At 43.9% G+C, this 22647-nt stretch carries 24 protein-coding genes; 6 read left to right on the top strand and 18 right to left on the bottom strand.

Going from position 1 to position 22647, the window contains the following annotated elements:
- Positions 1 to 53 precede the first annotated feature (53 nt).
- The 3 genes from EIZ39_RS18235 to EIZ39_RS18245 are packed head-to-tail and all read left to right on the top strand — an operon-like array spanning position 54 to position 3283.
- Positions 54 to 1295, top strand: coding sequence for a site-specific integrase (locus tag EIZ39_RS18235; RefSeq protein ID WP_129201514.1), 1242 nt, complete (start codon positions 54 to 56; stop codon positions 1293 to 1295).
- Positions 1288 to 2274 (top strand): tyrosine-type recombinase/integrase, encoded by a 987-nt coding sequence (locus EIZ39_RS18240; protein WP_129201515.1) that lies wholly within the window; start codon positions 1288 to 1290, stop codon positions 2272 to 2274. Before EIZ39_RS18235 ends, EIZ39_RS18240 begins: the two co-directional genes overlap by 8 nt.
- Positions 2261 to 3283: a tyrosine-type recombinase/integrase gene (locus EIZ39_RS18245; RefSeq protein WP_129201516.1), complete on the top strand. Its 1023-nt coding sequence runs from the start codon at positions 2261 to 2263 to the stop codon at positions 3281 to 3283. The genes EIZ39_RS18240 and EIZ39_RS18245 overlap by 14 nt, the downstream gene beginning before the upstream one ends.
- A 78-nt stretch (positions 3284 to 3361) precedes the next feature.
- Here EIZ39_RS18245 and EIZ39_RS18250 read toward each other — a convergent pair whose 3' ends face one another.
- The 13 genes from EIZ39_RS18250 to rocF all read right to left on the bottom strand — a co-directional run bounded on the left by EIZ39_RS18250 (position 3362) and on the right by rocF (position 16844).
- A complete protein-coding gene (locus EIZ39_RS18250; RefSeq protein WP_164985168.1) occupies positions 3362 to 3715 on the bottom strand; it encodes an ATP-binding protein in 354 nt (117 codons plus the stop codon).
- Complete coding sequence (gene istA / locus EIZ39_RS18255; RefSeq protein ID WP_129201518.1) at positions 3702 to 4958, bottom strand: IS21 family transposase; 1257 nt, start codon at positions 4956 to 4958, stop codon at positions 3702 to 3704. The genes EIZ39_RS18250 and istA overlap by 14 nt, the downstream gene beginning before the upstream one ends.
- Positions 4959 to 5082: 124 nt before the next feature.
- Positions 5083 to 5304: a DUF5348 domain-containing protein gene (locus tag EIZ39_RS18260; protein ID WP_129201519.1), complete on the bottom strand. Its 222-nt coding sequence runs from the start codon at positions 5302 to 5304 to the stop codon at positions 5083 to 5085.
- A complete protein-coding gene (locus EIZ39_RS18265; RefSeq protein ID WP_129201520.1) occupies positions 5304 to 6104 on the bottom strand; it encodes an ExeA family protein in 801 nt (266 codons plus the stop codon). Before EIZ39_RS18265 ends, EIZ39_RS18260 begins: the two co-directional genes overlap by 1 nt.
- Positions 6097 to 7449: a DDE-type integrase/transposase/recombinase gene (locus tag EIZ39_RS18270; RefSeq protein ID WP_129201521.1), complete on the bottom strand. Its 1353-nt coding sequence runs from the start codon at positions 7447 to 7449 to the stop codon at positions 6097 to 6099. Before EIZ39_RS18270 ends, EIZ39_RS18265 begins: the two co-directional genes overlap by 8 nt.
- Positions 7450 to 7490: 41 nt before the next feature.
- Positions 7491 to 8030 carry a DUF6431 domain-containing protein gene (locus EIZ39_RS18275; protein WP_129201522.1) on the bottom strand — a complete coding sequence of 180 codons (540 nt, stop codon included), beginning with the start codon at positions 8028 to 8030 and terminating at the stop codon, positions 7491 to 7493.
- Between the two features lie 537 nt (positions 8031 to 8567).
- On the bottom strand, positions 8568 to 10373 hold the full coding sequence (gene glmS / locus EIZ39_RS18285) for a glutamine--fructose-6-phosphate transaminase (isomerizing) (RefSeq protein ID WP_129201523.1): 1806 nt from the start codon (positions 10371 to 10373) through the stop codon (positions 8568 to 8570).
- A gap of 705 nt (positions 10374 to 11078) precedes the next feature.
- Entirely contained in the window at positions 11079 to 12425 is a 1347-nt protein-coding gene (gene glmM, locus EIZ39_RS18290) for a phosphoglucosamine mutase (RefSeq protein WP_129201524.1), read from the bottom strand.
- Between the two features lie 52 nt (positions 12426 to 12477).
- The gene (locus EIZ39_RS18295) at positions 12478 to 13704 is read right to left on the bottom strand and encodes a CdaR family protein (protein WP_129201525.1); all 1227 of its coding nucleotides are present in this window, start codon (positions 13702 to 13704) and stop codon (positions 12478 to 12480) included.
- A complete protein-coding gene (cdaA, locus tag EIZ39_RS18300; protein ID WP_129201526.1) occupies positions 13697 to 14515 on the bottom strand; it encodes a diadenylate cyclase CdaA in 819 nt (272 codons plus the stop codon). Before cdaA ends, EIZ39_RS18295 begins: the two co-directional genes overlap by 8 nt.
- Positions 14516 to 14612: 97 nt before the next feature.
- Positions 14613 to 15224 carry a zf-HC2 domain-containing protein gene (locus EIZ39_RS18305; RefSeq protein WP_129201527.1) on the bottom strand — a complete coding sequence of 204 codons (612 nt, stop codon included), beginning with the start codon at positions 15222 to 15224 and terminating at the stop codon, positions 14613 to 14615.
- A gap of 30 nt (positions 15225 to 15254) precedes the next feature.
- Positions 15255 to 15815, bottom strand: coding sequence for an RNA polymerase sigma factor SigW (sigW, locus tag EIZ39_RS18310; protein WP_129201528.1), 561 nt, complete (start codon positions 15813 to 15815; stop codon positions 15255 to 15257).
- A 129-nt stretch (positions 15816 to 15944) separates the two neighbouring features.
- Positions 15945 to 16844 carry an arginase gene (rocF, locus tag EIZ39_RS18315; protein WP_129201529.1) on the bottom strand — a complete coding sequence of 300 codons (900 nt, stop codon included), beginning with the start codon at positions 16842 to 16844 and terminating at the stop codon, positions 15945 to 15947.
- 312 nt (positions 16845 to 17156) lie between these two features.
- Here rocF and EIZ39_RS18320 point away from each other — a divergent pair, with 312 nt between their 5' ends.
- A complete protein-coding gene (locus tag EIZ39_RS18320; RefSeq protein ID WP_129201530.1) occupies positions 17157 to 17351 on the top strand; it encodes a hypothetical protein in 195 nt (64 codons plus the stop codon).
- 56 nt (positions 17352 to 17407) lie between these two features.
- Here the strand turns inward: EIZ39_RS18320 and EIZ39_RS18325 are convergent, their stop codons facing one another.
- Entirely contained in the window at positions 17408 to 17632 is a 225-nt protein-coding gene (locus EIZ39_RS18325; RefSeq protein ID WP_129201531.1) for a hypothetical protein, read from the bottom strand.
- 72 nt (positions 17633 to 17704) lie between these two features.
- Complete coding sequence (locus EIZ39_RS18330; RefSeq protein WP_129201532.1) at positions 17705 to 18346, bottom strand: stage II sporulation protein M; 642 nt, start codon at positions 18344 to 18346, stop codon at positions 17705 to 17707.
- Between the two features lie 118 nt (positions 18347 to 18464).
- Here EIZ39_RS18330 and pdaB point away from each other — a divergent pair, with 118 nt between their 5' ends.
- Positions 18465 to 19229, top strand: coding sequence for a polysaccharide deacetylase family sporulation protein PdaB (gene pdaB / locus EIZ39_RS18335; RefSeq protein WP_129201533.1), 765 nt, complete (start codon positions 18465 to 18467; stop codon positions 19227 to 19229).
- 41 nt (positions 19230 to 19270) lie between these two features.
- On the opposite strand, the gene EIZ39_RS18340 is transcribed toward pdaB, so the two are convergent.
- On the bottom strand, positions 19271 to 19912 hold the full coding sequence (locus EIZ39_RS18340; protein ID WP_129201534.1) for a KinB-signaling pathway activation protein: 642 nt from the start codon (positions 19910 to 19912) through the stop codon (positions 19271 to 19273).
- 147 nt (positions 19913 to 20059) lie between these two features.
- Between EIZ39_RS18340 and gerD the strand changes: the two genes are divergently transcribed.
- Complete coding sequence (gene gerD, locus EIZ39_RS18345) at positions 20060 to 20692, top strand: spore germination lipoprotein GerD (RefSeq protein ID WP_129201535.1); 633 nt, start codon at positions 20060 to 20062, stop codon at positions 20690 to 20692.
- A 32-nt stretch (positions 20693 to 20724) separates the two neighbouring features.
- Here gerD and EIZ39_RS18350 read toward each other — a convergent pair whose 3' ends face one another.
- Both EIZ39_RS18350 and cwlD read right to left on the bottom strand, forming a co-directional pair.
- Entirely contained in the window at positions 20725 to 21795 is a 1071-nt protein-coding gene (locus EIZ39_RS18350) for an Mrp/NBP35 family ATP-binding protein (protein WP_129201536.1), read from the bottom strand.
- Between the two features lie 78 nt (positions 21796 to 21873).
- A complete protein-coding gene (cwlD, locus tag EIZ39_RS18355) occupies positions 21874 to 22596 on the bottom strand; it encodes an N-acetylmuramoyl-L-alanine amidase CwlD (RefSeq protein ID WP_129201537.1) in 723 nt (240 codons plus the stop codon).
- Positions 22597 to 22647 lie beyond the last annotated feature (51 nt).

Genomic DNA, 22647 nt, shown 5'->3' on the forward strand with positions numbered 1-22647 from the left:
CCATAACACCTCAGAATAGATAGTGAAAGCTAATCTATGGGGGTAGGTAAGCTATGGAAACTATGAAACCGATTGAGGTGCTCGCGGCGGAGGTCATTGAAGAACTTAAACAATTAAATTACGCATACAACACCCTATGTGGATTCCGGACTTCATTCAACAGGATTTGTGCATTTGCGCGAGATAGAAATGAAGTCTATTTTTCTGAGAAATTAGGAAAGGAGTATTTAAAAGAAAAATACGGCTGTACTGCAGATTATTATCTTGATGCAATACCTCAAAAAGCAAAACAAGCCGTCCGATCGATTCGGCTTCTAGGGGATTACCAGCTCCATGGCGTGATCATTCGTAGAATTAAAAAGAAAAAGGGATACATCAAGCCACCACAGTTTGAGGAAGTTCTAATGGAATACGAGAAAGAATGCAAAAACAATGAATACTCTCTACGTGGAATGCGCAGCAGACTTCAGCGACTATACTTTTTCGTGGATTATTTGTCAATGCGAAGGGTAATGGATGTCGGGAAAATCACACCGGAAATCATCAGTAATTATGTCATAAGCATTTTTCCAAACCATGAAAAAAGTATTGCAGCCATACTGACTGCTCTAAGAGTGTTCTTAAGATTTCTTTACCTTCACGGATACATAGATAAAGACTTATCCCTTAGTGTTCCGAGACAGAATAAATACTATTATCCTGCTGTTCCCTCAACTTGGGATCCGGATGAAGTAAAACGTATGCTGGATGCTATTGATCGAGGTAGTCCCTGCGGAAAGCGAGACTATGCGATCCTTCTTCTTGTTGCAAAGCTAGGAATACGAGTCGGTGATATAAAGAACTTGAAACTTTATAATCTGAACTGGTCTGCTAAAACCATTACCATCATTCAGGAAAAAACAAAAGCTGAAGTTACATACCCCATTCTTCATGATGTCGGCTGGGCACTTATTGATTATCTTCAACATGCAAGGCCTGTGTGCGATGCACCGTACCTATTTGTTCGCTTGAATGCGCCTTTTGAAGCGTTTGGGGGAAACGCCAATCTCCATAATATTATTACAAAATATACCCGTCGGGCCGGAATTAAAGTTCCCCGCGGAAAACGGCATGGGCTTCACTCACTGAGACACTCGTTAGCAAGCACTCTTTTGGAGCAAGGAGCATCTCTTGCGGTTATCTCCGAAATCCTAGGTCATGTGGACTCGAAATCTACTTCGGTGTATCTGCACACGGATCTTAATGGGTTAAAAGCTTGTGCAATTGACCCGGAGGAGGTGTTCCAGAATGACTGAAAAACAGCAATTTCGGAGTGTTCTTTCCGTTCCAATCGAGGGTTATATCAAAGAAAAGCGGGCTGTGGGCTATAAATTCAAAAAAGGAGCCCAGTTGCTGAAGAGTTTCGACTCCTTTGTCTACAACCTATGCTTAAAGGAAATTCATCTAACAAAGCAAGTCGTTATAGAGTGGACGGCTCACAAGCCAAATGGGAAGACATCTACACAATGTGGAAGGATCTCATTGATGCGGGGGTTGGCAGAATATATGAATCGCCTCGGGTATCCTGCATTCATTTATCCCAAAGCGATGGTTACCGTAGACCGGTATGCTTACATTCCTTACATATTTTCAAGTGAGGAGATGAAGCGAATACTTGATGTATGCGACCACTATCCGCCAAACGACAGTACGCCTAGCCGCCATCTGGCTTTACCTCTTTTATTGCGAATCCTCTACGGATGTGGTCTCAGGATATCTGAGGCATTACATCTAACGCTACAGGACATTGATTTTAACAAAGGATCCTTGTACGTTCGAAATACAAAATTCAATAAAGAAAGAATACTGCCTATGGCAGACAGTCTTACAGAACGATGCCGGAATTATCGTAGGAATGTAGCTCTGGGACAGATGGGAAACCCTTATTTCTTTCCGTCACCATTCGGTGGTCATTATTCCGAGTCAACCATTTACCAGATCTTTAGAGAGGTGCTTCGCCAAGCGGGAATTTCCCATTTAGGCAGAGGAAAAGGTCCTCGCATTCATGATTTGCGACATACCTTCGCCGTAAATTGCTTGAAAAAATGGGTTATAGAAGGAAAGGATCTTAATAATTGCCTCCCTTACCTTTCCGCCTATCTGGGTCATGAAGACCTGCGCGGAAGTCAAAGATATCTTCGGTTAACTGCAGATTTATACCCAGAAATAACATGCAAGATCGAAGAATTCTGTTCACACATCATTCCGGAGGTGGTATGGTATGAAACAGACTGATTTTGCAAAAACACTCGCAAGGTACTTGGCAGACTTTCTGCCTGGACAGAGAAACGTAAGCCCCAACACGATCAAATCCTACCGAGATACTTTTAAGCAATTTCTCATGTTCATGCAAGAAGAACAACGGATCAGGCCAGAAAAGATCACATTTACTTCTGTAACAACACGGAGCATTAAGGATTTTTTACAATGGCTCGAAACCTCCAAAAATGTGAGCACGAGCACCCGAAATCAAAGATTAGCCGCCATTCATAGTTTCTTCCGCTACGCGCAGACCGAGAATCCAGAAATTCTGTTTGAAAGCCAAAAAATTCTTGGCATCCCGTTTAAGAAAAAGCAGCAGCAGACAATTCCACATCTCTCTATGGATCAGTTGGCTTATTTGTTCGAACAGCCTGATACATCCACAAAAAGAGGTCGCCGCGATTTGGCCTTAATGGTTGTCCTATACGACGCGGGCGCAAGGGTGCAGGAATTAATCGATTTAAAGGTTTGCGATGTAAGGTTAGCCCAACCAGCGATCATCACTTTGAAAGGAAAAGGAAACAAGAAAAGAAATGTCCCGATCATGGCAAAAACTCGAAGTATTATTGAAGGCTACATGGCAGAAAACCACCTTCTTGAAAACGGTCGCCAGCAAAGCCCTTTATTTCACAATAGCAGATACCAACCATTTACAAGACCTGGCATTACATACATCCTCGAAAAATATTTCAAGAAGGCAAAGCAATGTCACGTAGACGAGGTCTTTCCGGATAGGATACACCCTCATATGCTAAGGCATTCAAAGGCACTTCATCTTTTAGAATCTGGTGTCAATCTTATATACATCCGTGATTTGTTGGGGCATGTCAGTGTGACTACAACAGAGATCTACTTAAAGTTCGATACGGAGCTTAAAAGAAAGGCTTTGGAAGCTGCCTATCCTCAGGTAGTGAGTAAGGATGCTCCCGCATGGGAGGAAAACACGGATATTCTTCAGTGGTTACAGGATCTTTGCCGCTAAATCTAGTGATTATTATGGAAAGATTTTTGGGATTTACTTTCACAATAACCGGGGTTTATCTGAGAATCTTTCCATAACTTACTTCTTTCGATAATTTCCAACTCCCGGTGGACCCAAAAACAAAAGGTTGGTTCCATCCCTGTAAAACGACCGGGCTAGTAAATCACGTATCCTTCGCTCATCTACAGTGGGTTGAGCGTTAAAGTCGAATTCACTTAGTGTCTTTACATAGCTAAACCCAGCTTTCTTCACTCTACGGTTCCAGGATGATTCTTTTTTGGAGCTCTCTTCGTAGGATAGCAGGCTGCCTAAGAAGTCAGCATATGATATACTATTTACAGATGCATCCTCTAAGATGGTATCCAATTGATGAGCAATGCTCTTCCATCCTAGTTGTAGGCATCGCTCTTGTAATTGATCAAGACACTGCATAAGGGAAACCCTCCTCTCGGAATCTTTCATAGTATTCTAGAGAGCGAGTTTCTACAGTCGGAGCTTTTTGAACGTGAGGGGAGGTCGCCAAACCTAGGTCCCCTTGTTCAGGAGCTCCTTTTACTTTAGGGATGTGTTCCGGTCTGTAAATGACTTTTTTGTTCGGGTCCTCGTTTAGGGTATATTCCGTCAACTTCCTTTCATGATCCCATACCTCAAACCAATCAGGTTGAATCCATTTGATTCGTACTTCTTTAAGGGAGGCATCATAAGGGATACTGTACTTCTTGTTATTTACTGTAATATAACCGTTATAGACGACTCGTTTTTCCCATTTTGCCACCGCATAAGGGGCGATGTTCAGTATGGGTAGTAAGGATTTCTGTTCATCGAGAAAGCGGGTATCCGGAGCTACACCCGTTGTGCTGTTCGGTTTTGCATTGGCTACCTGTTGCAACCACTGAAGAGCATCTCGATTCCAAGCCTCCAGATTGGGTTCATGTTTCCGTTGCAAGAAGTTACTGCGGACATACTTAACAGCATTCTCTACCTTGCCTTTCGTTCTGGGTTTTCCCGGCTGACAGAGATCCACTTGAAACCCATAATACTGGGCAAAATCCGTAAATACAGATGTGAGGATTACCTGTTTTTGTAACCTTTTCTGAACCACGGTTTTCATATTGTCGAAAAGAACTCGTTTGGGAACTCCTCCAAAGTACTCGAAGGCTTGTCTCATGCAGCGCAGAAATGTATCCATTTTCATATTGACCACAAAATGAAGATACTTCTTTCGAGAATAGCCTAGTGTCATAAGAAAACCATAGACTCGTTTCTTCTTTCCATTAAAAAGGCGAATCCCACAATCCATCCAGTCTACTTGAGCCTGTTCACCCGGTTCCGTTTCATAACGGGGGATAGCTTGTTTTTGCGGAGCTTTTCGAAAAGGCTGCACATAATCCTTTAATAGGGTCTTCCCACCTGTATAACCACGAGCCTTAATCTCCTCCAAGAGTACTTCACAGTTCGTCGTTCCTTCTTGAATCCGCATTTGTATGTATTCTTTGTACGGATCGAGTTTACTGCCTCTTTTAGGGCGGGTTTGTTTTTCCGGTACCTTTTCACAATACTTTTTGGCTGTTGGCCAGCTGATGTTTAATTCTTCAGCAATAGCCGTAATAGTCCAGCCTTTCTTTCGATAATCTTGCACCAACCAGAATACCTCCTTCTTTTCTTCGAAGGTCATGCTGCTCCTCTCCTTTTTCTGTAAAACTAGTACACTACTAATCTACAAAAAAAGAAGAATTTCGACCATAACCTCAAATTTCATGTCGGCGATATTCTAAATTTTAAACTCGGCCGCACCATTTTTAAATTTCAACTTTGTAGATATCTCCCATTCGTAAATAAAATCGAACTCCCTGCATGACAATGCACCATTCTATGTCCATCTCTAGTTGGCATGGAATGCTATGTTTACCAATCGAAAGCCCGAACCATTCTCCGCCACGAAGAGGGTATAGGTGACCTTGATGGTGGATGATCCACCGGTTAGCCTGCGAATCGTAGCTCATCTTTCCCCAGCGCCCCATTAGGACAACTCTCCCTGAATGACCCGCTTGACCATATGGTCGTCAATAATTCGATGACCATTCTGTGCACCATACATGAGACAATGGGTACACACTTTATTGATGAGTCTTGCCGAACCACTGGAAAACTGGTAAATGTCATGAATCGCTGCCTCTGAAAAAATATCATGGGTGGCGCCGGCGTAGGCTAAATGCCGTTTCATATAGGCTTCAACTTCAGCACGGTCGTAATGAGTGAGCTTGCATTGGACATCAATCCGTTGACGGATCGCGGCATACGCTTGCAATTGAAGACGATCCCATAACTCACTCTGACCCACCAGAATAAGGGCCATCGGACTCTGAGCATCCATCTTCACGTTAAGTAGAAAGCGGACTTCTTCTAGCATTTCTCGGTCGAGAAGGTGGGCCTCATCGACCACGACAACGGGATGTAGCCTATGTATTCCTTGCATCAACTCAATTTCTCGATGAAGTTGACGTTTGGCATCTCCGCGATAAAATTTGGCCTCACAACCAAGTTGTTCTAGTAACCCTTTGTAAAAATGACGAGGGGTCAGCTTGGAGTCGGATAGGTACAATACCCTTAACCTGGAGGTATCTAGGGTTTGGGCGTAACGACGAATGGTGGTTGTTTTTCCCGTTCCACATTCGCCTGTGATCACGGCAAACCATTTTCGTTCCGCTGCATACTCCAACCGGCCTAGCGTTTCTTCCAATACCATCGATTCGTAGAGTTCTCCGGTCGGGATATCTCGAGAAAACGGCGTTCGGCTTAACCCATAAAACGACTCATACATGACCGTTTTCCTCCTTCCGTACGGAACGGTAAGAGATCACCGGCTTTTGTTGTTCCTGACGTTGTCTCTTTTTCTCGGTAGCGGCCGCCAATAATCTGGAGGAATCCGCCGGTTGCCATTGGAGGTGGTCCGGTAAAGGAGGGCGTTTTCCTGCTCGTTCCCCAATCACCAGTTCACGAACTCTCCAAGGGGTGTGACCCTCATATTCAATGGTCAGCTCGGTGATGTCGTTCGGATCATAAACCACATCTACGGTGTAGCCCATAAAAGGGAGACCCACTTCATACTTTTTCCCCATGAAGTTGATGCATCCAGACTTGTCTACCTTGCGTGGTTCACTATGTAGAAAGGCATCCGCTAGGATTTCCGGATCGACAAAACGTAAGGCTTTTTTGTCGCTGCGAAAGGCGGTTTCAGGACTCATTTTCTGTTCTAGTGCAGAATGAGACTTGGTTTGGTAACACTCACTAAGCCAGATTTGGAACAACTCATTGAGCCGATCGAGAGTCTTGGGTTTCTCCAAGGCAGCTTCACTTAGAAAGGAATCTACCACTCGATTGAATCGTTCAACCTTACCCGTGGCCTCAGGCGAGTACGGCTTGGCAAAAAGCAATCGTATCCCTAGTTTGGAGCAGGTCCTTGTCATCCACTTGGTTCGGTATTGCTTACCATTGTCGAAGTACACGGATTCGGGCACGCCGTATTTCTGAATAGCCGCACGAAAGCAATCCTCGACAATGGTTTGATCCATGACAGGATAGAACGCCCCATGTAACACGAGTCGTGTGGCATCATCCACAAACGTAACAAGAAAGACTTGCTTCATGGAGCCATCGGGACCAATAGGGAGGTAAGGGCCATATTTGAGGTCTGAATGCCACAACTGATTGCGGTGCCTCCGCTGAAATCGTCTAGCCGCTACACCGGAGTCCGCATACATCCTCATGTGTCGGCTACTGTATCCCCGTTCTGTTAACTTTTCTTGTAAGGTGCTGCGTTTGATCTCACCAGGTTCTGCCTTACCTTCCCACTCCAAGATTTGAATGATCTGTGCCACGCTTCGGCTTGGTACCTCTCGCCTTAACAGAATGGCCTGTTCCAAGAGATCCGGGGCAATGGTCATGCTCGCCACTCTTCCTTTTCCCTTAGGCTTTAACCCACCAAATCCTTCTTTTTGATACTGAGCCAAATAGCGTCGTAAGGTTCGATCCGATATCCCCTGTTCTTCACAAATACGCTTTTTCAGCTTACTAAACTGGGCGGCATCCAGTCCCTCTGCCAAAAGAGGAGACAACCATTGCACTCGCTGCACCGCAATTTCTTCCGCTTTCTTCTGATCTTTCAATTCAAACACCTTCCTCTAGTAGACTACTCTTCGAGTCTACCTCAGGTGTTTCCGGACAAGAATGCAGAACGGGTATGTACCCATAAATTAAGATGAGTAAGGGTTTGGACAATTCTCGCCAGCCAGCCGGGAGCATCTCCAACATAGGGTCCAAAAGGATGGTGTGCAGACTGTGAAGGCACGGACCTTTCCTTCACAGGAGCTTGCTGGTAACGGATAGCAATCGCCTGTAGACACCCCAGCCAGTAAGGAAGGAGGGAATGAACCCACTTTCGCCACCGATACAAGGTTGAGTCATCTGCTGCAATATCTTCATGGGCTGGAGGATCCATAGCCACACTCTCGATGCTATTCACTTCGTAACGTTTATATGGGACTAAGCAATCTGGTAATTCATGATGAATTCGACGGCATTGAGTACAACGTAGCCTACGGATCACCAACACCTTACTTTCTCCACACTCACTGATACACTTCCGTCTACGACTTCCAATACAAATAAGCTGTTCTTCACAGCATGGGCAAGCACTTACTTCCGCACACCGAACAAAAAACGCCGGAGATCTTCTCAACCAGCTCATACTCTGTTACAATAACCATACGTTGTTTTTTTGGGGATGTCTCTAGTGAACCTGTTGGCGCAGGATCACATTCATAGAGGCATCCTTTTCCTTTTCTATGATATGGTCATTATATTCGGCAATTCATGGACAGGCAATACCATCAGCTTTTGGGCAATTTAGCCTAGCAAAAACAATAAGGCCGAGAATAGACTTGCCCTACAATTGTTTTGTGGTTTAGATTTCCCCTTGTTCCCTCTTTACTGTCTGTACAAGAAAAAAAGCCGATAAAAACAGGATTAGCTCCTAATTTTTTTCGGCATGTAGACAAGCCTTTTAGACTCGTTTGTTTCAGTTCAAATTATTAACATTAAACAACTCTAACTTTAGATGTTCAAGACTTTTTTTATTTTTTATTTTACAATAGAGAAAGTTTTATTTGGTTCCCAACTTTTTTTACTGGTTCCCAACTTTTTTTTACTGGTTCCCAACTTTTTTATCATCAGACACTCTCCTGCTCGTGTATTTATCGATGAAGAAAACAATACTTTATTCTAATTACTCCACAGTAACTGACTTCGCTAAGTTTCTTGGCTTATCAACATCACAACCGCGATGTAATGCTGCATAATAAGAAATTAATTGCAATGGAATAACGGATACTAATGGAGTCATGTATTCATGAACGGGTGGGATCACGAAGCGGTCTCCCTGATGCTCTAATCCTTCCATCGTAATGATACATGGATTTGCCCCACGCGCTACAACCTCTTTTACATTGCCTCGAATACTTAGGTTTACGAACTCAGAAGTGGAAACACATATTACAGGTGTACCATCTTCAATCAAGGCGATCGGTCCATGCTTCAATTCCCCACCTGCAAAGCCTTCGGCTTGAATGTAAGAGATCTCCTTAAGCTTAAGCGCTCCTTCTAGACATACATAATAGTCTAGTGTTCTTCCGATGAAGAAAGCATTGCGTGTGGTGCTTAAATATTCACGGGCGATCTTTTCCATTTCTTCTTTATTATTTCCGACCACTTCCATGGCATTAGCCGCGATCGCCATTTCTTTAAATGGATCAAAATTAAGCTCGATGTTTTTGGCTTCTGCTGTTGCGAATGCTAACAGTAAAAGCACTGCTAATTGTGCGGTATAAGCTTTCGTTGATGCTACGGCAATTTCTGGTCCAGCATATAAATGCAAAGTATAATCAGCTTCACGAGAAAGCGTGGATCCTGGCACATTGGTAATCGTTAATGCCTTGTAGCCAAGCTTCTTCACTTCTACTAGCACGTGGCGACTGTCTGCCGTTTCTCCACTTTGAGAAATAAAGATGAATAATGGCTTCTCGCTTAGCATGGGCATGTTATACCCAAATTCACTTGCAATATGGACTTCAACTGGAACTTTAGCAATCTTTTCGATGTATTGCTTACCAATCAGTCCTGCATGATAGCTGGTACCCGCTGCAATAATATACAAGCGATCTGCATCCAACATAGCTTGACGAATGTTCTCATCCAATGCTAAGTTTCCGTTCTCATCCTGATACTTTTGGATGATCTTACGCATTACGAATGGTTGCTCATCAATTTCCTTCAACATGAAATGCGGGTAGGTGCCTTTTTCGATATCACTCGCATCTAGTTCAGCAATGAAGGAATTGCGTTGGATTAGATTACCATTAAGGTCCTTGATCGTGATGGCATCTTGAGTCACAATGACGACTTCCTTATCCATCAATTCAACGAACTCACTTGTCACTTGCAGCATAGCCATAGCATCACTTGCTACTACATTAAATTCTTCTCCAAGGCCTACTAAAAGAGGACTTTTATTCTTTGCAACGAAGATCGTATTGTTGTTCTCTAAATCGAGCATCGCTATCGCATAGGAGCCAATTAATAAGCTTAAAGTCTTCGTGAATGCTTCCTCCACATTCAATCCCATGACAAGAACAAAATGCTCGATTAGCTGAACAATGACCTCTGTATCCGTATCACTCTTAAAATTGTAATCAGACAGGTAGTCACGCTTTAATAATTCATAGTTCTCAATTACACCATTGTGAACCAGTGTAAAACGTCCGGAACCACTCTGGTGAGGGTGCGCATTATATTGACTCGGCACTCCATGAGTTGCCCAGCGTGTATGTCCAATTCCAATTGTTGCATTGGTGTTAAGGTCTACAATTTCACGAAGTGCTGCAATACGTCCTTTTTCTTTAAAAACATGGACTCCAGCATGATTCATGACTGCAATCCCTGCAGAGTCATAACCTCTATATTCTAATTTCTCTAGTCCTCGAAGAAGAATTTCCTTTGTATCTTGATTTCCAATATATCCAACGATTCCGCACATATTTAATAATCCCCTTTTTATCTCAACGGGGATACTCTACCGTTCGTTAAACGACGGGAGATATCCCCGTCGAGCTCATATTTGTCCATGGTCATGTGCACCTTTTGTTCAAAGAGTCACCCCTTTGTTTTGTTGGTCCACTTTCGGTACTGACCGTAACCGGGAGGCATCCGCCGAAAACATCGATAAACCTCCTCCTCGTCAACTAAACCCCTAAGTTCCGATTCAGGTGGAATAGTCCTGGCGCTTTAAGTAAATCTTGAAAAATAAACTCGATAAATCTTAGTCTCCCCTCCTCTCGATAAAGAATATGATATCACATCCATCGACCTTGCATCAATTCATTTTTGGGAGTTAGTTTAGTTATATGATGATGCTGGAGTAACCGTTCCTGAAAATGTTTTGGTGGGTGGGGGATGGGGCTCGAGCTCCGAAAATAACCGGACGTTTTTCCGTTATTTCTTACAAGTGGCAAAAAACACCCTAAATAGCGGAACGATTTCCGCCTATTGGCCTCGAAAACCTAAAGATCAGCTACTTTTGAGCACATAGAGGAAAATTTTCCGCCTATATTCCCCTTTTTAGGAGTAACTCCTGTATTAGCGGAAAAAACTCCGCCTAATTTCCCCCCCACCATACCCTAACCTACCTTACCCCAGCTCAATAAAAAAGATCCCCCAACCCTTGGGGGACCCGTACTCTTCCTTACGACAATTCCGTTTTTACAATTTCCACAATGCTATCTACATACTGTTGTAGAACCTCTTCATCTGGGCCTTCCGCCATGACGCGTACAATCGGCTCGGTACCAGACGGACGTACTAACACACGACCGCTATTCCCCAGCTTTTCTTCTATATCACGGATCGCTTGCTCAATGCGTTCATTGCCAGCTAGCTTCGATTTGTCCTCTACGCGGACGTTGATCAGGATTTGTGGAAACTTTCTCATTCGACTTGCCAACTCTGAAAGAGGCTTTCTCTCACTAACCATGACATCTAGCAATTGAATCCCCGTCAGCATGCCATCTCCTGTGGTGTTATAATCAAGCATAATAATATGCCCCGATTGCTCACCACCGAGATTGTATCCGCCCTTAATCATCTCTTCCATGACGTAGCGATCTCCAACCTTGGTTTGAGTGGCTTGGATGCCTGCCGTCTCAATGGCCTTATAGAAGCCGATGTTGCTCATCACAGTGGATACAACGGTATTTTGCTTTAGTCTTAAAGACTTCGACATAGCTTCCGCTAGGACATACATGATATGGTCTCCATCCACGAGGTTTCCTTTTTCATCGACGGCAATCAATCGGTCCGCATCCCCATCAAAGGACAATCCTACATCGGCTTTATGCTCGAGTACCGCTTTTTGTAATTTCTCAGGATGAGTGGACCCACACTCTTCATTGATGTTAAGCCCATCTGGGTTATTGGCAATCAAGATCGTGTCCGCTCCTAAGTCACAGAACAGCTGTGGAGCAATAGAAGAAACGGCTCCATTCGCACAATCGAGAACAACCTTTAACCCTTCAAAGTTATTTTTCACCGAGGTCTTTAAATAAGAGATATACTTCTGACCGCCTTCACGGTAGTCCATGACAGCGCCCATCTGTGCTCCCACCGGACGAGGAAGTTGATCTTCAGTCGCATCTAATAAAGACTCAATTTCTAATTCCATCTCATCAGAAAGCTTAAACCCGTCACCGCCGAAAAACTTAATTCCATTATCAGGAACTGGATTGTGAGAAGCAGAGATCATGACCCCTGCATCTGCTCCAAGCGCTCTTGTTAAGAAAGCTACTCCCGGAGTAGAGATGACGCCTAATCGCATAACCTCAACTCCGATCGATAACAGCCCTGCCACAAGGGCTCCTTCTAACATATGACCGGAAATTCGTGTATCGCGTCCAATGATGACCTTCGGTCGCTTTTCCTTTTTATCTTTTGTTAACACATATCCACCGCAACGGCCTAACTTGAAAGCAAGTTCAGGAGTTAATTCCTTATTCGCAACTCCCCTCACTCCATCAGTACCAAAATATTTACCCATTCTTACTCTCCCTTTCTGTATGTCTCTACTATATGCGAATTACATACATGAGTTATTCTGCTTTCTCAATTCGTACAGTTGCACGTAATACTTGGGTTTCTTCCTTCGCAGTCACAAAGGTTGGCAAGTTCATATGCACGGGAACTTCGTGTTCACCAGGTGGTAAATTGCTCACATCCACAAACAGCTGAACATCTTCCTCACCAATCTCGTTCACTTTTTCCGAAGATCCTGCAAGAGTTAAATTCATCGTTCCTTCTCCTGGTTGGACAATCGTTGCACTTAGGCCTTCGCCTAGTCCTGTTATACTAATCGGTACCGCTTCAAAAGTCCTCTCGGAAGCTTTAGAAACCTTAATGTCTAATTCAATAAAATCCGGTTCGGTCTTCACCACGTTTGGCAGTAAAGGCACCTTTAATTGCAAGAATCGACCTTCTGTAAAAGTGGAAAGATCAATCTGTGGGCCAGGATAGAAATTCATCTTATCAATGATCTCTAACGGGCCATAGACGGTAATTCGGTCTGTAACCAATCGAATACTGTCTATACTGAACCCTGGCGGCGGGTCATTAATATAGCTCAACTTCACTGGCAACTGCTTATATGGACTTGTAACTGGAACACGAATCTCTACTACAGCTGGATTAATTTCAGCATCCATAGGGTTTCCGTTCTTGTCCAAGACGCGTAAAGGAACGGTTTGTTCGATTAAATCATTCGCCCCATCCACATTGATGGTGGCCTGAACCTGCCCTATATCCTTGATTTTACTCTCTGGCAAATTAACATGAACCTTCTTTGGCTTGACAATCGCTTCTCCAAGCGAATAGCCCCCTGTAATATTTCCGATAAATTGAGGGGTCACTTCTTTTTCTACCATCTGCTTTTCTTCAAGGACGACTTCTACCTTCTCTGGAATAATCCGAACAGATAGATCACTTGGGAAGCCCGTATAATTGACAGGCACCATCCAAGTGCCTTTATTGTACTGGCTAAGATCGACAAATACTTCATAGTCGGTCGGATTAATGTTTTGATTCATGGACGCAGGTGTGCCCTTTAGCTCTACCGTAACCGACTTTGGTATCTTGACAATAGCATGTCTCGTTTTATCTACTTTCGCAGTTAAGCTTACCTCACTAATCCTATAGGTTTCAACGGGTCGCTTATATTGAGGGGAAGGGCTGGTCTCTCCCCCATTCACTACAAACCATAGTGAAATCGCTAAGAGTAAGGCTACAATCTTAACGACATTGTTATTACGCAGCAGTCTATCCATCTGATTTCTTCCCCCTTCGTTGCCAAAGTGGGCCAGTCGTTTTCACTGGAGGTTGCAGCTCTAATAGCAGATATTCTCGAAGTTGATCTTCGGTAAGATCTCGATTCAGTTCACTGTTTCTTGCAATCGATATTTGACCTGTTTCTTCCGAAACGATTAAGCCGATTGCATCAGATACTTCACTCATTCCAATTGCCGCCCGATGCCTTGTCCCTAATTCTTTATTGATCATCGGATTTTCTGATAAAGGAAGATAACATCCTGCCGCCATGATCATCTCTTTGCGAACGATGACAGCTCCATCATGAAGAGGAGTATTCGGTATAAAGATATTGATCAACAGTTCTGAGCTGACTTTCCCACCAATCTCAATCCCTGTCTCAATATAATCTGTCAATCCCGTCTCCTTCTCTATAACAATCAATGCTCCGATTCTTCTCTTAGCCATATATTGTAGAGCCTTGATCGTCTCTCCGACGACCCTTAATGCAATTTGATCATCCTGTTGATGGGAACGAGAGAACAAACGTCCTCGACCAAGCTGTTCTAACGCTCGGCGCAGCTCCGGCTGAAAGATAATCAGGATGGCCAGAAGCCCGATATTAAGAGCTTGTGACATCAACCATTGCAGGGTACGAAGTCCAAAGTAGGTACTTACCAACCAAGTTAATACAATAACAATAATACCTTTAAACAGCTGGATGGCTCTTGTACCTCTAAGGACGATAATCAATTTATAGATCAAATAGGTGACAAGGAGAATATCGATGGCATCACTTACATACTCAAGCATATCGGGTAGTGGCCCCATGTAATGATCCCCCATTTTCTATCTTTATACCTTAGTATACACCAAGTCTGGTTATAGTTGTACGCTAATAAGAAAAGACACGGTCTCCCCCGTGTCCTTAAGGAATGATCTGATAGGCGACTTTCTTCAGGTTATACCAAACCCACTCTACCGCCTGATTAATCTCTTCTTTTTCACCCATAATGGATCCCGTAGAAGCAAGATAGATTCTACCGTCGATCGCCACGACGTTTCCTTGAACTTGTCCTTCTATCGTGATATCCGCATTCCTGACCATAATATCACCGTTCACCACACTATTAGCGGGTACAATCACTTTATTGCTTACGTTGTCGATTTCTAGCTTTTGCAGTTGGTCCGCTGACAGTTGGAATTGTTTATCCTCAATCCAATACGCTGTTGTACTTCCCGTCATCATTAAGATAAACAGAGAAGCGGCTACGAGAAAAGGATGCCTTTGCAGTCTTTTCTTCAAGATCTGTACGGCGGTTTCTTTAGGAAGGGCGGCCAAGACGCGATCGGTAAAGTCAGCGGGGGCATAGATGTGTGATGCGCTTTGGACAAGTGCAATAGTCTGCTGCAAAGCGTGGAATCTTCCCTTGCAGTCTGTGCACTGAAGAAGATGCTTTTTAAGCTCAAGTTCGTCATGTCGGCTCAGATCGTCATCTAAGAAATCGTGGATGAGCCGAGTTGCCTGTTCACAATTCATTTCTTGCACCCTCCTTCCGGAACCCTCGGATTAAAAATTTAACTTTTTCCGAAGTGCCTCCCTGCCTCGATGAATTCTAGTCTTAATGGTTGATACCGGGAGCTTCAGTACTTCGCTGATTTCATTCAGGGATAAATCCTCAATATATCTTAAAGTAATGATAGACCGATACTTGGGGGTTAAACTTTCGATAGCATCCTGGACTTGTCCCTGTAGTTCTCCTGTGAGCAAGGATTCTTCCGGATTCGGACTCTGATCGGCTAAGCGGTCATGCCAATCTAATCCATCCGTCCCCTCCACTTGCTTATCTAAGGAGTAGACTTGCTTTCTTTTCCTCAGGTGATCGATACAGAGGTTCGTCGCGATACGATAAATCCAAGTGGAGAATTTAAAGCTGGGGTCATAGTTGCCGATGTTCGCATACACGCGCAAAAACGTCTCCTGAGCTACATCTTCCGCTTCTTGGGCATTACCGAGCATTCGATAAGATACTTGATAAACCTTATCTTTATAAAGTTCCACAAGCTCTGCGAACGCGTCACGGTCACCTTTTTTAATTTTCTTTATTAATTTCTCTTCGATCGAGCCCATGGCTATCCCTTACCCTTTAGGTTCAATGTAATATACGGAGGCGTGCTATAAAAGTTTCACTAGGAAGTAGAATTTTTTTTATAATTAGAAGAAGGTGCCGTTTCGCGACACCTACTTACCTTTTCACTATTATAACAGTTTATCCCCAAATGCGGAACTCATCAATGCAACAGCCACTTTAGCTGTTTTATTTTGAACATCTAGAATGGGGTTAACTTCAACGAACTCTGCTGAAGTCAAAATGTCAGCCTCTGCTAACATCTCCATGGCAAGATGGCTCTCGCGATAGGTAATTCCGCCGATCACTGGTGTACCCACCCCTGGACAGTCATGTGGATCAAGTCCATCCAGATCTAGACTAAGGTGCACGCCATCTGTACCCTTCGTTACGATGGCTATCGCTTCTTCCATCACTCTTGGCATGCCTAGACGATCGATCTCGTGCATCGTAAATACCTTCAAACCGATCTGCTTAATCAGCTCTCGCTCTCCTGCATCTAAGTCCCGGGCGCCGATGATCACGGTATGTTCAGGTTTAATTTTAGGCGCGAAGCCACCAATCTTGGTTAGATCCGAATGCCCAATACCTAATGAAACAGCCAAAGACATCCCGTGAATATTCCCAGATGGCGAGGTTTCTCCAGTATTTAAGTCCCCATGAGCATCAAACCAGATCACACCCATATTCTGCTTATGCTTGGCAAGACCCGCAATTGTTCCAATCGCAATACTATGATCGCCCCCTATCACTAGTGGAAAGCGATTCTTTTGCATTTCACGATCGACCTCGTCAGCTAGCTCTTGATTTACCTTTGTAATCTCAGCAAGGTACTTTAAGTTATGATGTATGATAGGATAAGACTCTGGAGTAGGCACTCGCAGATCTCCTACATCTTCAACATGGTAGCCCATAGACTCCAAACGTTTTTTCACTCCCGCATAACGGATGGCGCTAGGCCCCATGTCAACACCGCGACGATCAGCTCCAAGGTCCATAGGAACACCAATGATGGATATGTTTTTATTCAAGAAATTCGCCCTCCTCATTCTCATTCCATATCATCTTTCTGCTTATATTGTAACTCGCAAAGGAAAAATGACTCAACTGAACAGGTTTATGTATATCTATGCTATCCGTAAGAATCAAAGAAAAACGATAAAAAATCCTATTCTGATTAACTGCGCAGAGGTTGTAATCCCTTACATTGCTGTTTTTCGGCGATTTTAAGACTTAATTGAATATCTAAGAACATTTACATATCCTGACTTGGGGGAGTACAATTAGGCTGAAAAACATAAGCAATCTTCTAAGTCAACACTGGTTAAATGGGAGGCCCTCAAGTGGGTGAAGAAATTCGGAGAACGCTACTGCAGTGCAGGGGAGAAGCGGTAGAAATCATTACGAGATCTGAAAAAAAAATTAATGGCACATTAAGTTGGTTAAGTCCTGATCGATGTATGGCCGAGATTAGAACTAAAAATGGAGAAATTGAAACGATCATGGACGTCCGAATTAAATCGATAAAAAAGGTATAAATAAAAAGAAGTTGTCAGCTCTTTCATGAGCAAGACAACTTCTTTTTTTAGCCCTCTTAATGGCTCGTTTTTGTCTTATTTCTTACATACTTCGATAACTCCTTCGGCGATACAAGCCTGCCATACATCTTAAATACAGTGGAGTATCTTTCTTCCATGGCCACCCGAACCACTCCGTCAATCCTTTTATCCCCTAAGTCTAATAGGAGCTCTTCCAATTCACGACGGAGCATATACTCGAGCTCTTGACACTCTTTTTGATTAAATAAGAAACCCATCATCGATATCCCAACCCTTGGAAATTGTCAATGTGAGTTTATCATGCCTAATGTTGTTTGTTCTTATGCATCATTTTACAACTGCCCTAGTTCGCCAATGAAAATCTGGATTAAGACAGGAGTAATGGTGCTTTCTATCATAGCAGCAATAAAGAGAAGGACAACAATCGCCCCCACGGTGAACGGCAACTCTTTTAAGCTATCCTTAAAATCATCGAGGATTCCCCTTCTCCGATCCGTATTCCCAAGATTTCCGAGTAGGCGAAAAACTAACGTCCCATACTTAATCCCGAAGGCCGCAGCCAAGACCACAGCAAAAATCTCGATGACACCATGAGGTAAAATACCCACAATGAGAATGGATAAAGGATTGACTCCCTTTAACGCAAACATCTTAAGAAGAAAACCTAGCAATACTCCATTAGCAACCAGTGCTAAGGTTGGGTAGATCCCAAAAAACACCCCAAGTCCAAGCATCGTAAGAGAGGCTACGACATTATTTTGAAATATCACCCAAAAAGTGTAGAACACACTGCCGTTCTTCTGAATTTTTTCTGCGATCTTCTCTAATTCCTTCATGAGTTCCTGAGCCATGCTCGCAATGGTTTCGGCATTCAAATATCCTAGAAGAGCACTTCCAATGAAGATCAAGGTTCCTAGCCATAGAAAACGGGAATTATTCTGAATCACTTGTCGCAGCTTATCCAATTGTCTCATGAAAGTCAAACACCACCTTTAAGGGTAATATACCATATTTTTTTTTGTTTTTTCCAAGCATAACCTTGTCCTTCGTGAAATAGATTGATATTGGACAAACACAGGGAGGTTAATGGGGATGAAATTTATCTGGGTTTTCAACGGAGCCAAGCTTAAGCAATACTTTGTGATTCTTATGGCGGCGATTTTTGCCATTGGTATCGCTTATGCGGAACAACAGAACATCGCCGTGTTCACTCAGACGAGTAAAGCACCGGCAGCCATTTACAAAGTCGAGACAGATCAGAAGAAACTCGCTCTAACCTTCGATATCAGTTGGGGGGAACATCGGGCAGCCCCTATCCTTGATATTCTGGAGCAAAAAGGAGTGAAGAAGGCAACCTTCTTCCTGTCCGCCGAGTGGAGTAAAGAGCACCCTGACATCGTGAAGCGAATTCTGAAGCAAGGCTACGAAATCGGCTCACACGGCTACAAGCACATCAATTACAGCCGTCTGACGGATGATGAGATCCGCCAGCAAATTCGGAAAGCCGATACGGTTTTACAAGAGGTGACGGGCAAGAAGCCTAACCTGATCCGTACTCCTAACGGGGATATCGATAAGCGTGTGCTGCAAATTGCAGACGAGCTTAACTATACGGTGATCCAATGGGATACAGATTCTAAGGATTGGCTGAATCCAGGTGTAGAGCAAATTGTTCATAATGTGGTTAGTCATGCTCATCCTGGGGACATCATTCTCCTCCATGCGAGCGACTCTAGCAAACAAACCCATCTCGCTCTGCCAACCATTATTGATCAGTTAAAAGGAAAAGGGTACGAATTTACTTCCGTGTCCGAGCTGATCGCCGATGCGAAGGTAAAAGCCAAGGAAATAGACTAAGGGACTTTCACTCTTGTGAAACGTCCCTTCTCTTCTGCCCGCTATTTGCTTTTCGTTTTTTTCTTAGTTGAAACTGGAGTTGGAATGGCTGCCTGCACTGCGGGGCTGTTCTTTGTTAGTCGGTGCAGCAGCATGATCTGCCATGTATTACAAAGTAAGAGCGGAATAAGCATATAGAACATACCAGTTAAGTTATTCTGCTGAAGCGCAGGAATCCACTCAATAATCGTCACCACGAAGATGACGAACACTGTTGGAATGGCAGCGCTCATATTCGTCTCTTTTACCTTGAAGTAAGCGACAGCGAATGCATACAACAAGATCCCTAATGGAATCCACAGGTAACCGATGAAACTTTCCCCTTCCACTCCGAAGGTGGTATAACGATAATATACCATATCAAAAAATGCGTAAGCGATGATCAGGATCTGTACGTATGGCCAGATGCTTCTAAAGACCCCAATTCCCACATTATGAATGGTGAGATACGCAAAGAATCCCATTTGAGCCACAACACTAAATAATAGACCCAAGCCAAAGTTCCACGCTAGTCCCATCAGGATGTTCTTCCACCCCAATCCCCATAAGCTTCCTTGTTCCATTACGATTCCTATGAGAACGGAGCTAACACCCCCGACGAGCAGCGTAGTAAAAAAGAGATAAAGCCACTTCTTGAAGTTCAATCCAGCATCCTCCTTTAGTACCCAAACCATGGTTGCAATGATAACTCTATGATTGTACCACACTATTGGACATGCATCCATTTGGATAATCAGGTAGTCTTGCGGAAAACTAATCAAAAATGGATGTGTAGAAAGGAGCTTGTATTCATGCCAAAACTGATCCAGCGGTTCGTTGCTCTTGGGCTGTTGGCCGTTCTTGTGGCCTGCAACCAAGGCGGCGGTGGCCAGGAGAAAGCCTCTCCTGATTATAAAGAGACCAAAACCATGGTATTAGACATCCTTCAGACAGAGGAAGGCAAGAAAGCCATTAAAGAAGCTTCTCAAGACCCCAAGGTTATGATGGCTGGGCCAGAGATTCAATCTACCGTGGAAAAAACGTTGCTTGACCCTAAGAACCAGGAAGGCTTCAAGGAATTACTTAAAGATCCAAAAGTGGCAAAAGCCTTCGCTAAAGCCATTGAAGATGAGCATAAACGACTCATCAAGGATCTGATGAAGGACCCTGAATATCAACAAATGCTCATAAAGGTTATGAACGACCCAAAATTTGAGGAGAGTCTCCTACAAACGATGAATAGTACTACCTATCAGCAACAAACCATGACCGTGATGAAGGACGCTATGCAAAGCCCCCTATTCCGCTTAGAGATGATCAATCTAATGATGCAGGCGCAAAAAGAAATGATGAAGCCTGAGCAACAAAAAGGCGGCGAGAAGAAAGGCGGCGGTGAAGGTGGAGAAGGTGGCGGCGGCGGTGAAAGTGGTGGTGGTGGAAGTTAGACGAAAGGAGCTGGGTATCCAGCTCCTTTTACTTATGCTTGATTTGCAATTTTTCTGGCCATCTCCATATAGATGGATCCAATCTTCGAATCTTCTGGGTAAACGGAAGGAGCCGCCTGTGGATCGTTTAAATCTACATCAGGCTGACCAAGAGGGATCTGCGCTAAAAGCTCAGTCTTCAATTCCTGCGCAAGCTTTTCTCCGCCACCTTTACCAAAGATCGCCTCTTTGCTTCCACAGGTTCCACATTCAAAATAAGACATGTTCTCTACTACCCCAAGGATTTCGTGACCTGTTTTAATAGCCATCGATCCCGCACGAGCCGCTACGAATGAAGCCGTCGCATGAGGAGTGGTTACGATAATTTCCTTACTCTGCGGAATCATCTGATGAACATCGAGAGCTACGTCCCCTGTTCCTGGCGGCAAGTCCAATAGAAGGTAATCTAGATCACCCCAATGGATCTCGGAGAAGAAATTGCGAAGCATCTTGCCAAGCATTGGACCTCTCCAGATTACAGGTGTGTTATCTTCTACGAAGAATCCCATAGAGATCACCTTAACCCCATGACGCTCTACAGGAAGAACGACATTGTCAATGACGGTTGGACGTTGCGTAATCCCCATCATATCCGGAACGCTAAAACCATAGATGTCCGCATCGACAACCCCTACTTTTTTACCTAGACGCGCAAGGGAAGCAGCCAAGTTCACTGTAACGGTAGACTTCCCTACCCCACCCTTACCGCTGGTAACTGCAATAAAGGTTACAGGAGAGTCTGGGCTTAATAATGGAGAGATGCCGCCTTGGGCGGTTTGATTTCCTCCACGAAGTTTAGCAGATAGTTCAGCACGCTCCTGTTCGGTCATCGCACCGAAGTTAACATGAACATCCGTAGCCCCCAAAGCTTTAATCGCATTGACTACATCTTCTTGAATCTTTACCTTCAACGGACAGCCTTGAATAGTAAGAATGACATCTAAACTAACGGATGTCCCCTCAATCTTTATATTTCTAACCATGTTTAGTTCTACGACACTTTTATGTAATTCCGGATCCTCTACCCCTCTTAGGGCTTCTAATACTTGTTCTTCTCTAATCAAAGGAGGCACTCCCTTCCCGGTTTACTTGAATTATCCAATCGGATTTCATTATACCATAGTAGATTGCCCACAAGTAGGCTATTCCAAATACTCCGTACTTGGAATGCTCTCCCCGCCATAATATCTTAGAATGCCTTGATAGATCGCATTGGCCATGCTTTTTTGATACTTTTTGGTACCAAGCTTAGAAGCTTCGCCAGGATTGGAGAGAAACCCAACTTCTACAAGGGCAGAAGGCATCTCTACGTTCTTCAAGAGATACATGTCACTCTTCTTCTTCGCAAAGCGCGTCGTATTTTCTAGTTTGTTCTTAATCTCGTCCTGAATGAGAAAGGCTAGGGTCTGGTTTTCCTGCTTAGCTGGGAAGTAGAAGGTCTGGGCTCCAAACCATTTCGGAGATGGAATCGCATTCAGATGAATACTCACCGCAAGGTCCGCATGGCTTGAATTGATGATCCTCACCCGGTTATGAATATCCTCACGTTTCAGCTTGCCCTTCTTCCCTTCCTGGACGAGATCGTCGTCTATCTCCCTCGTCATAACCACCAGCGCCCCCGCTTCCTGTAAGAAATCCCTCAGGTATAACGAAATATTTAAAGCAACATCCTTTTCAATTATACCATCCTTGCTCATGGCTCCTCCGTCGAATCCTCCGTGTCCCGGATCAATCGCAATAATGGCACCCGACAAAGGCAGAGACCAAGCAGTCCATGATTCGCTCATCGGATATTCATAAGTAACGATAGATAAGAGCAGCAAAAAACAGGCAATCCACAGTAGTACCTTTTTTTGCTTGACCATCTCGCAGCACCACCTCGTCCAGTTTTATCTTTATCAATTTATGGGACAGGT

It is taken from the genome of Ammoniphilus sp. CFH 90114 (genome assembly GCF_004123195.1).
Classification (GTDB): domain Bacteria; phylum Bacillota; class Bacilli; order Aneurinibacillales; family RAOX-1; genus YIM-78166.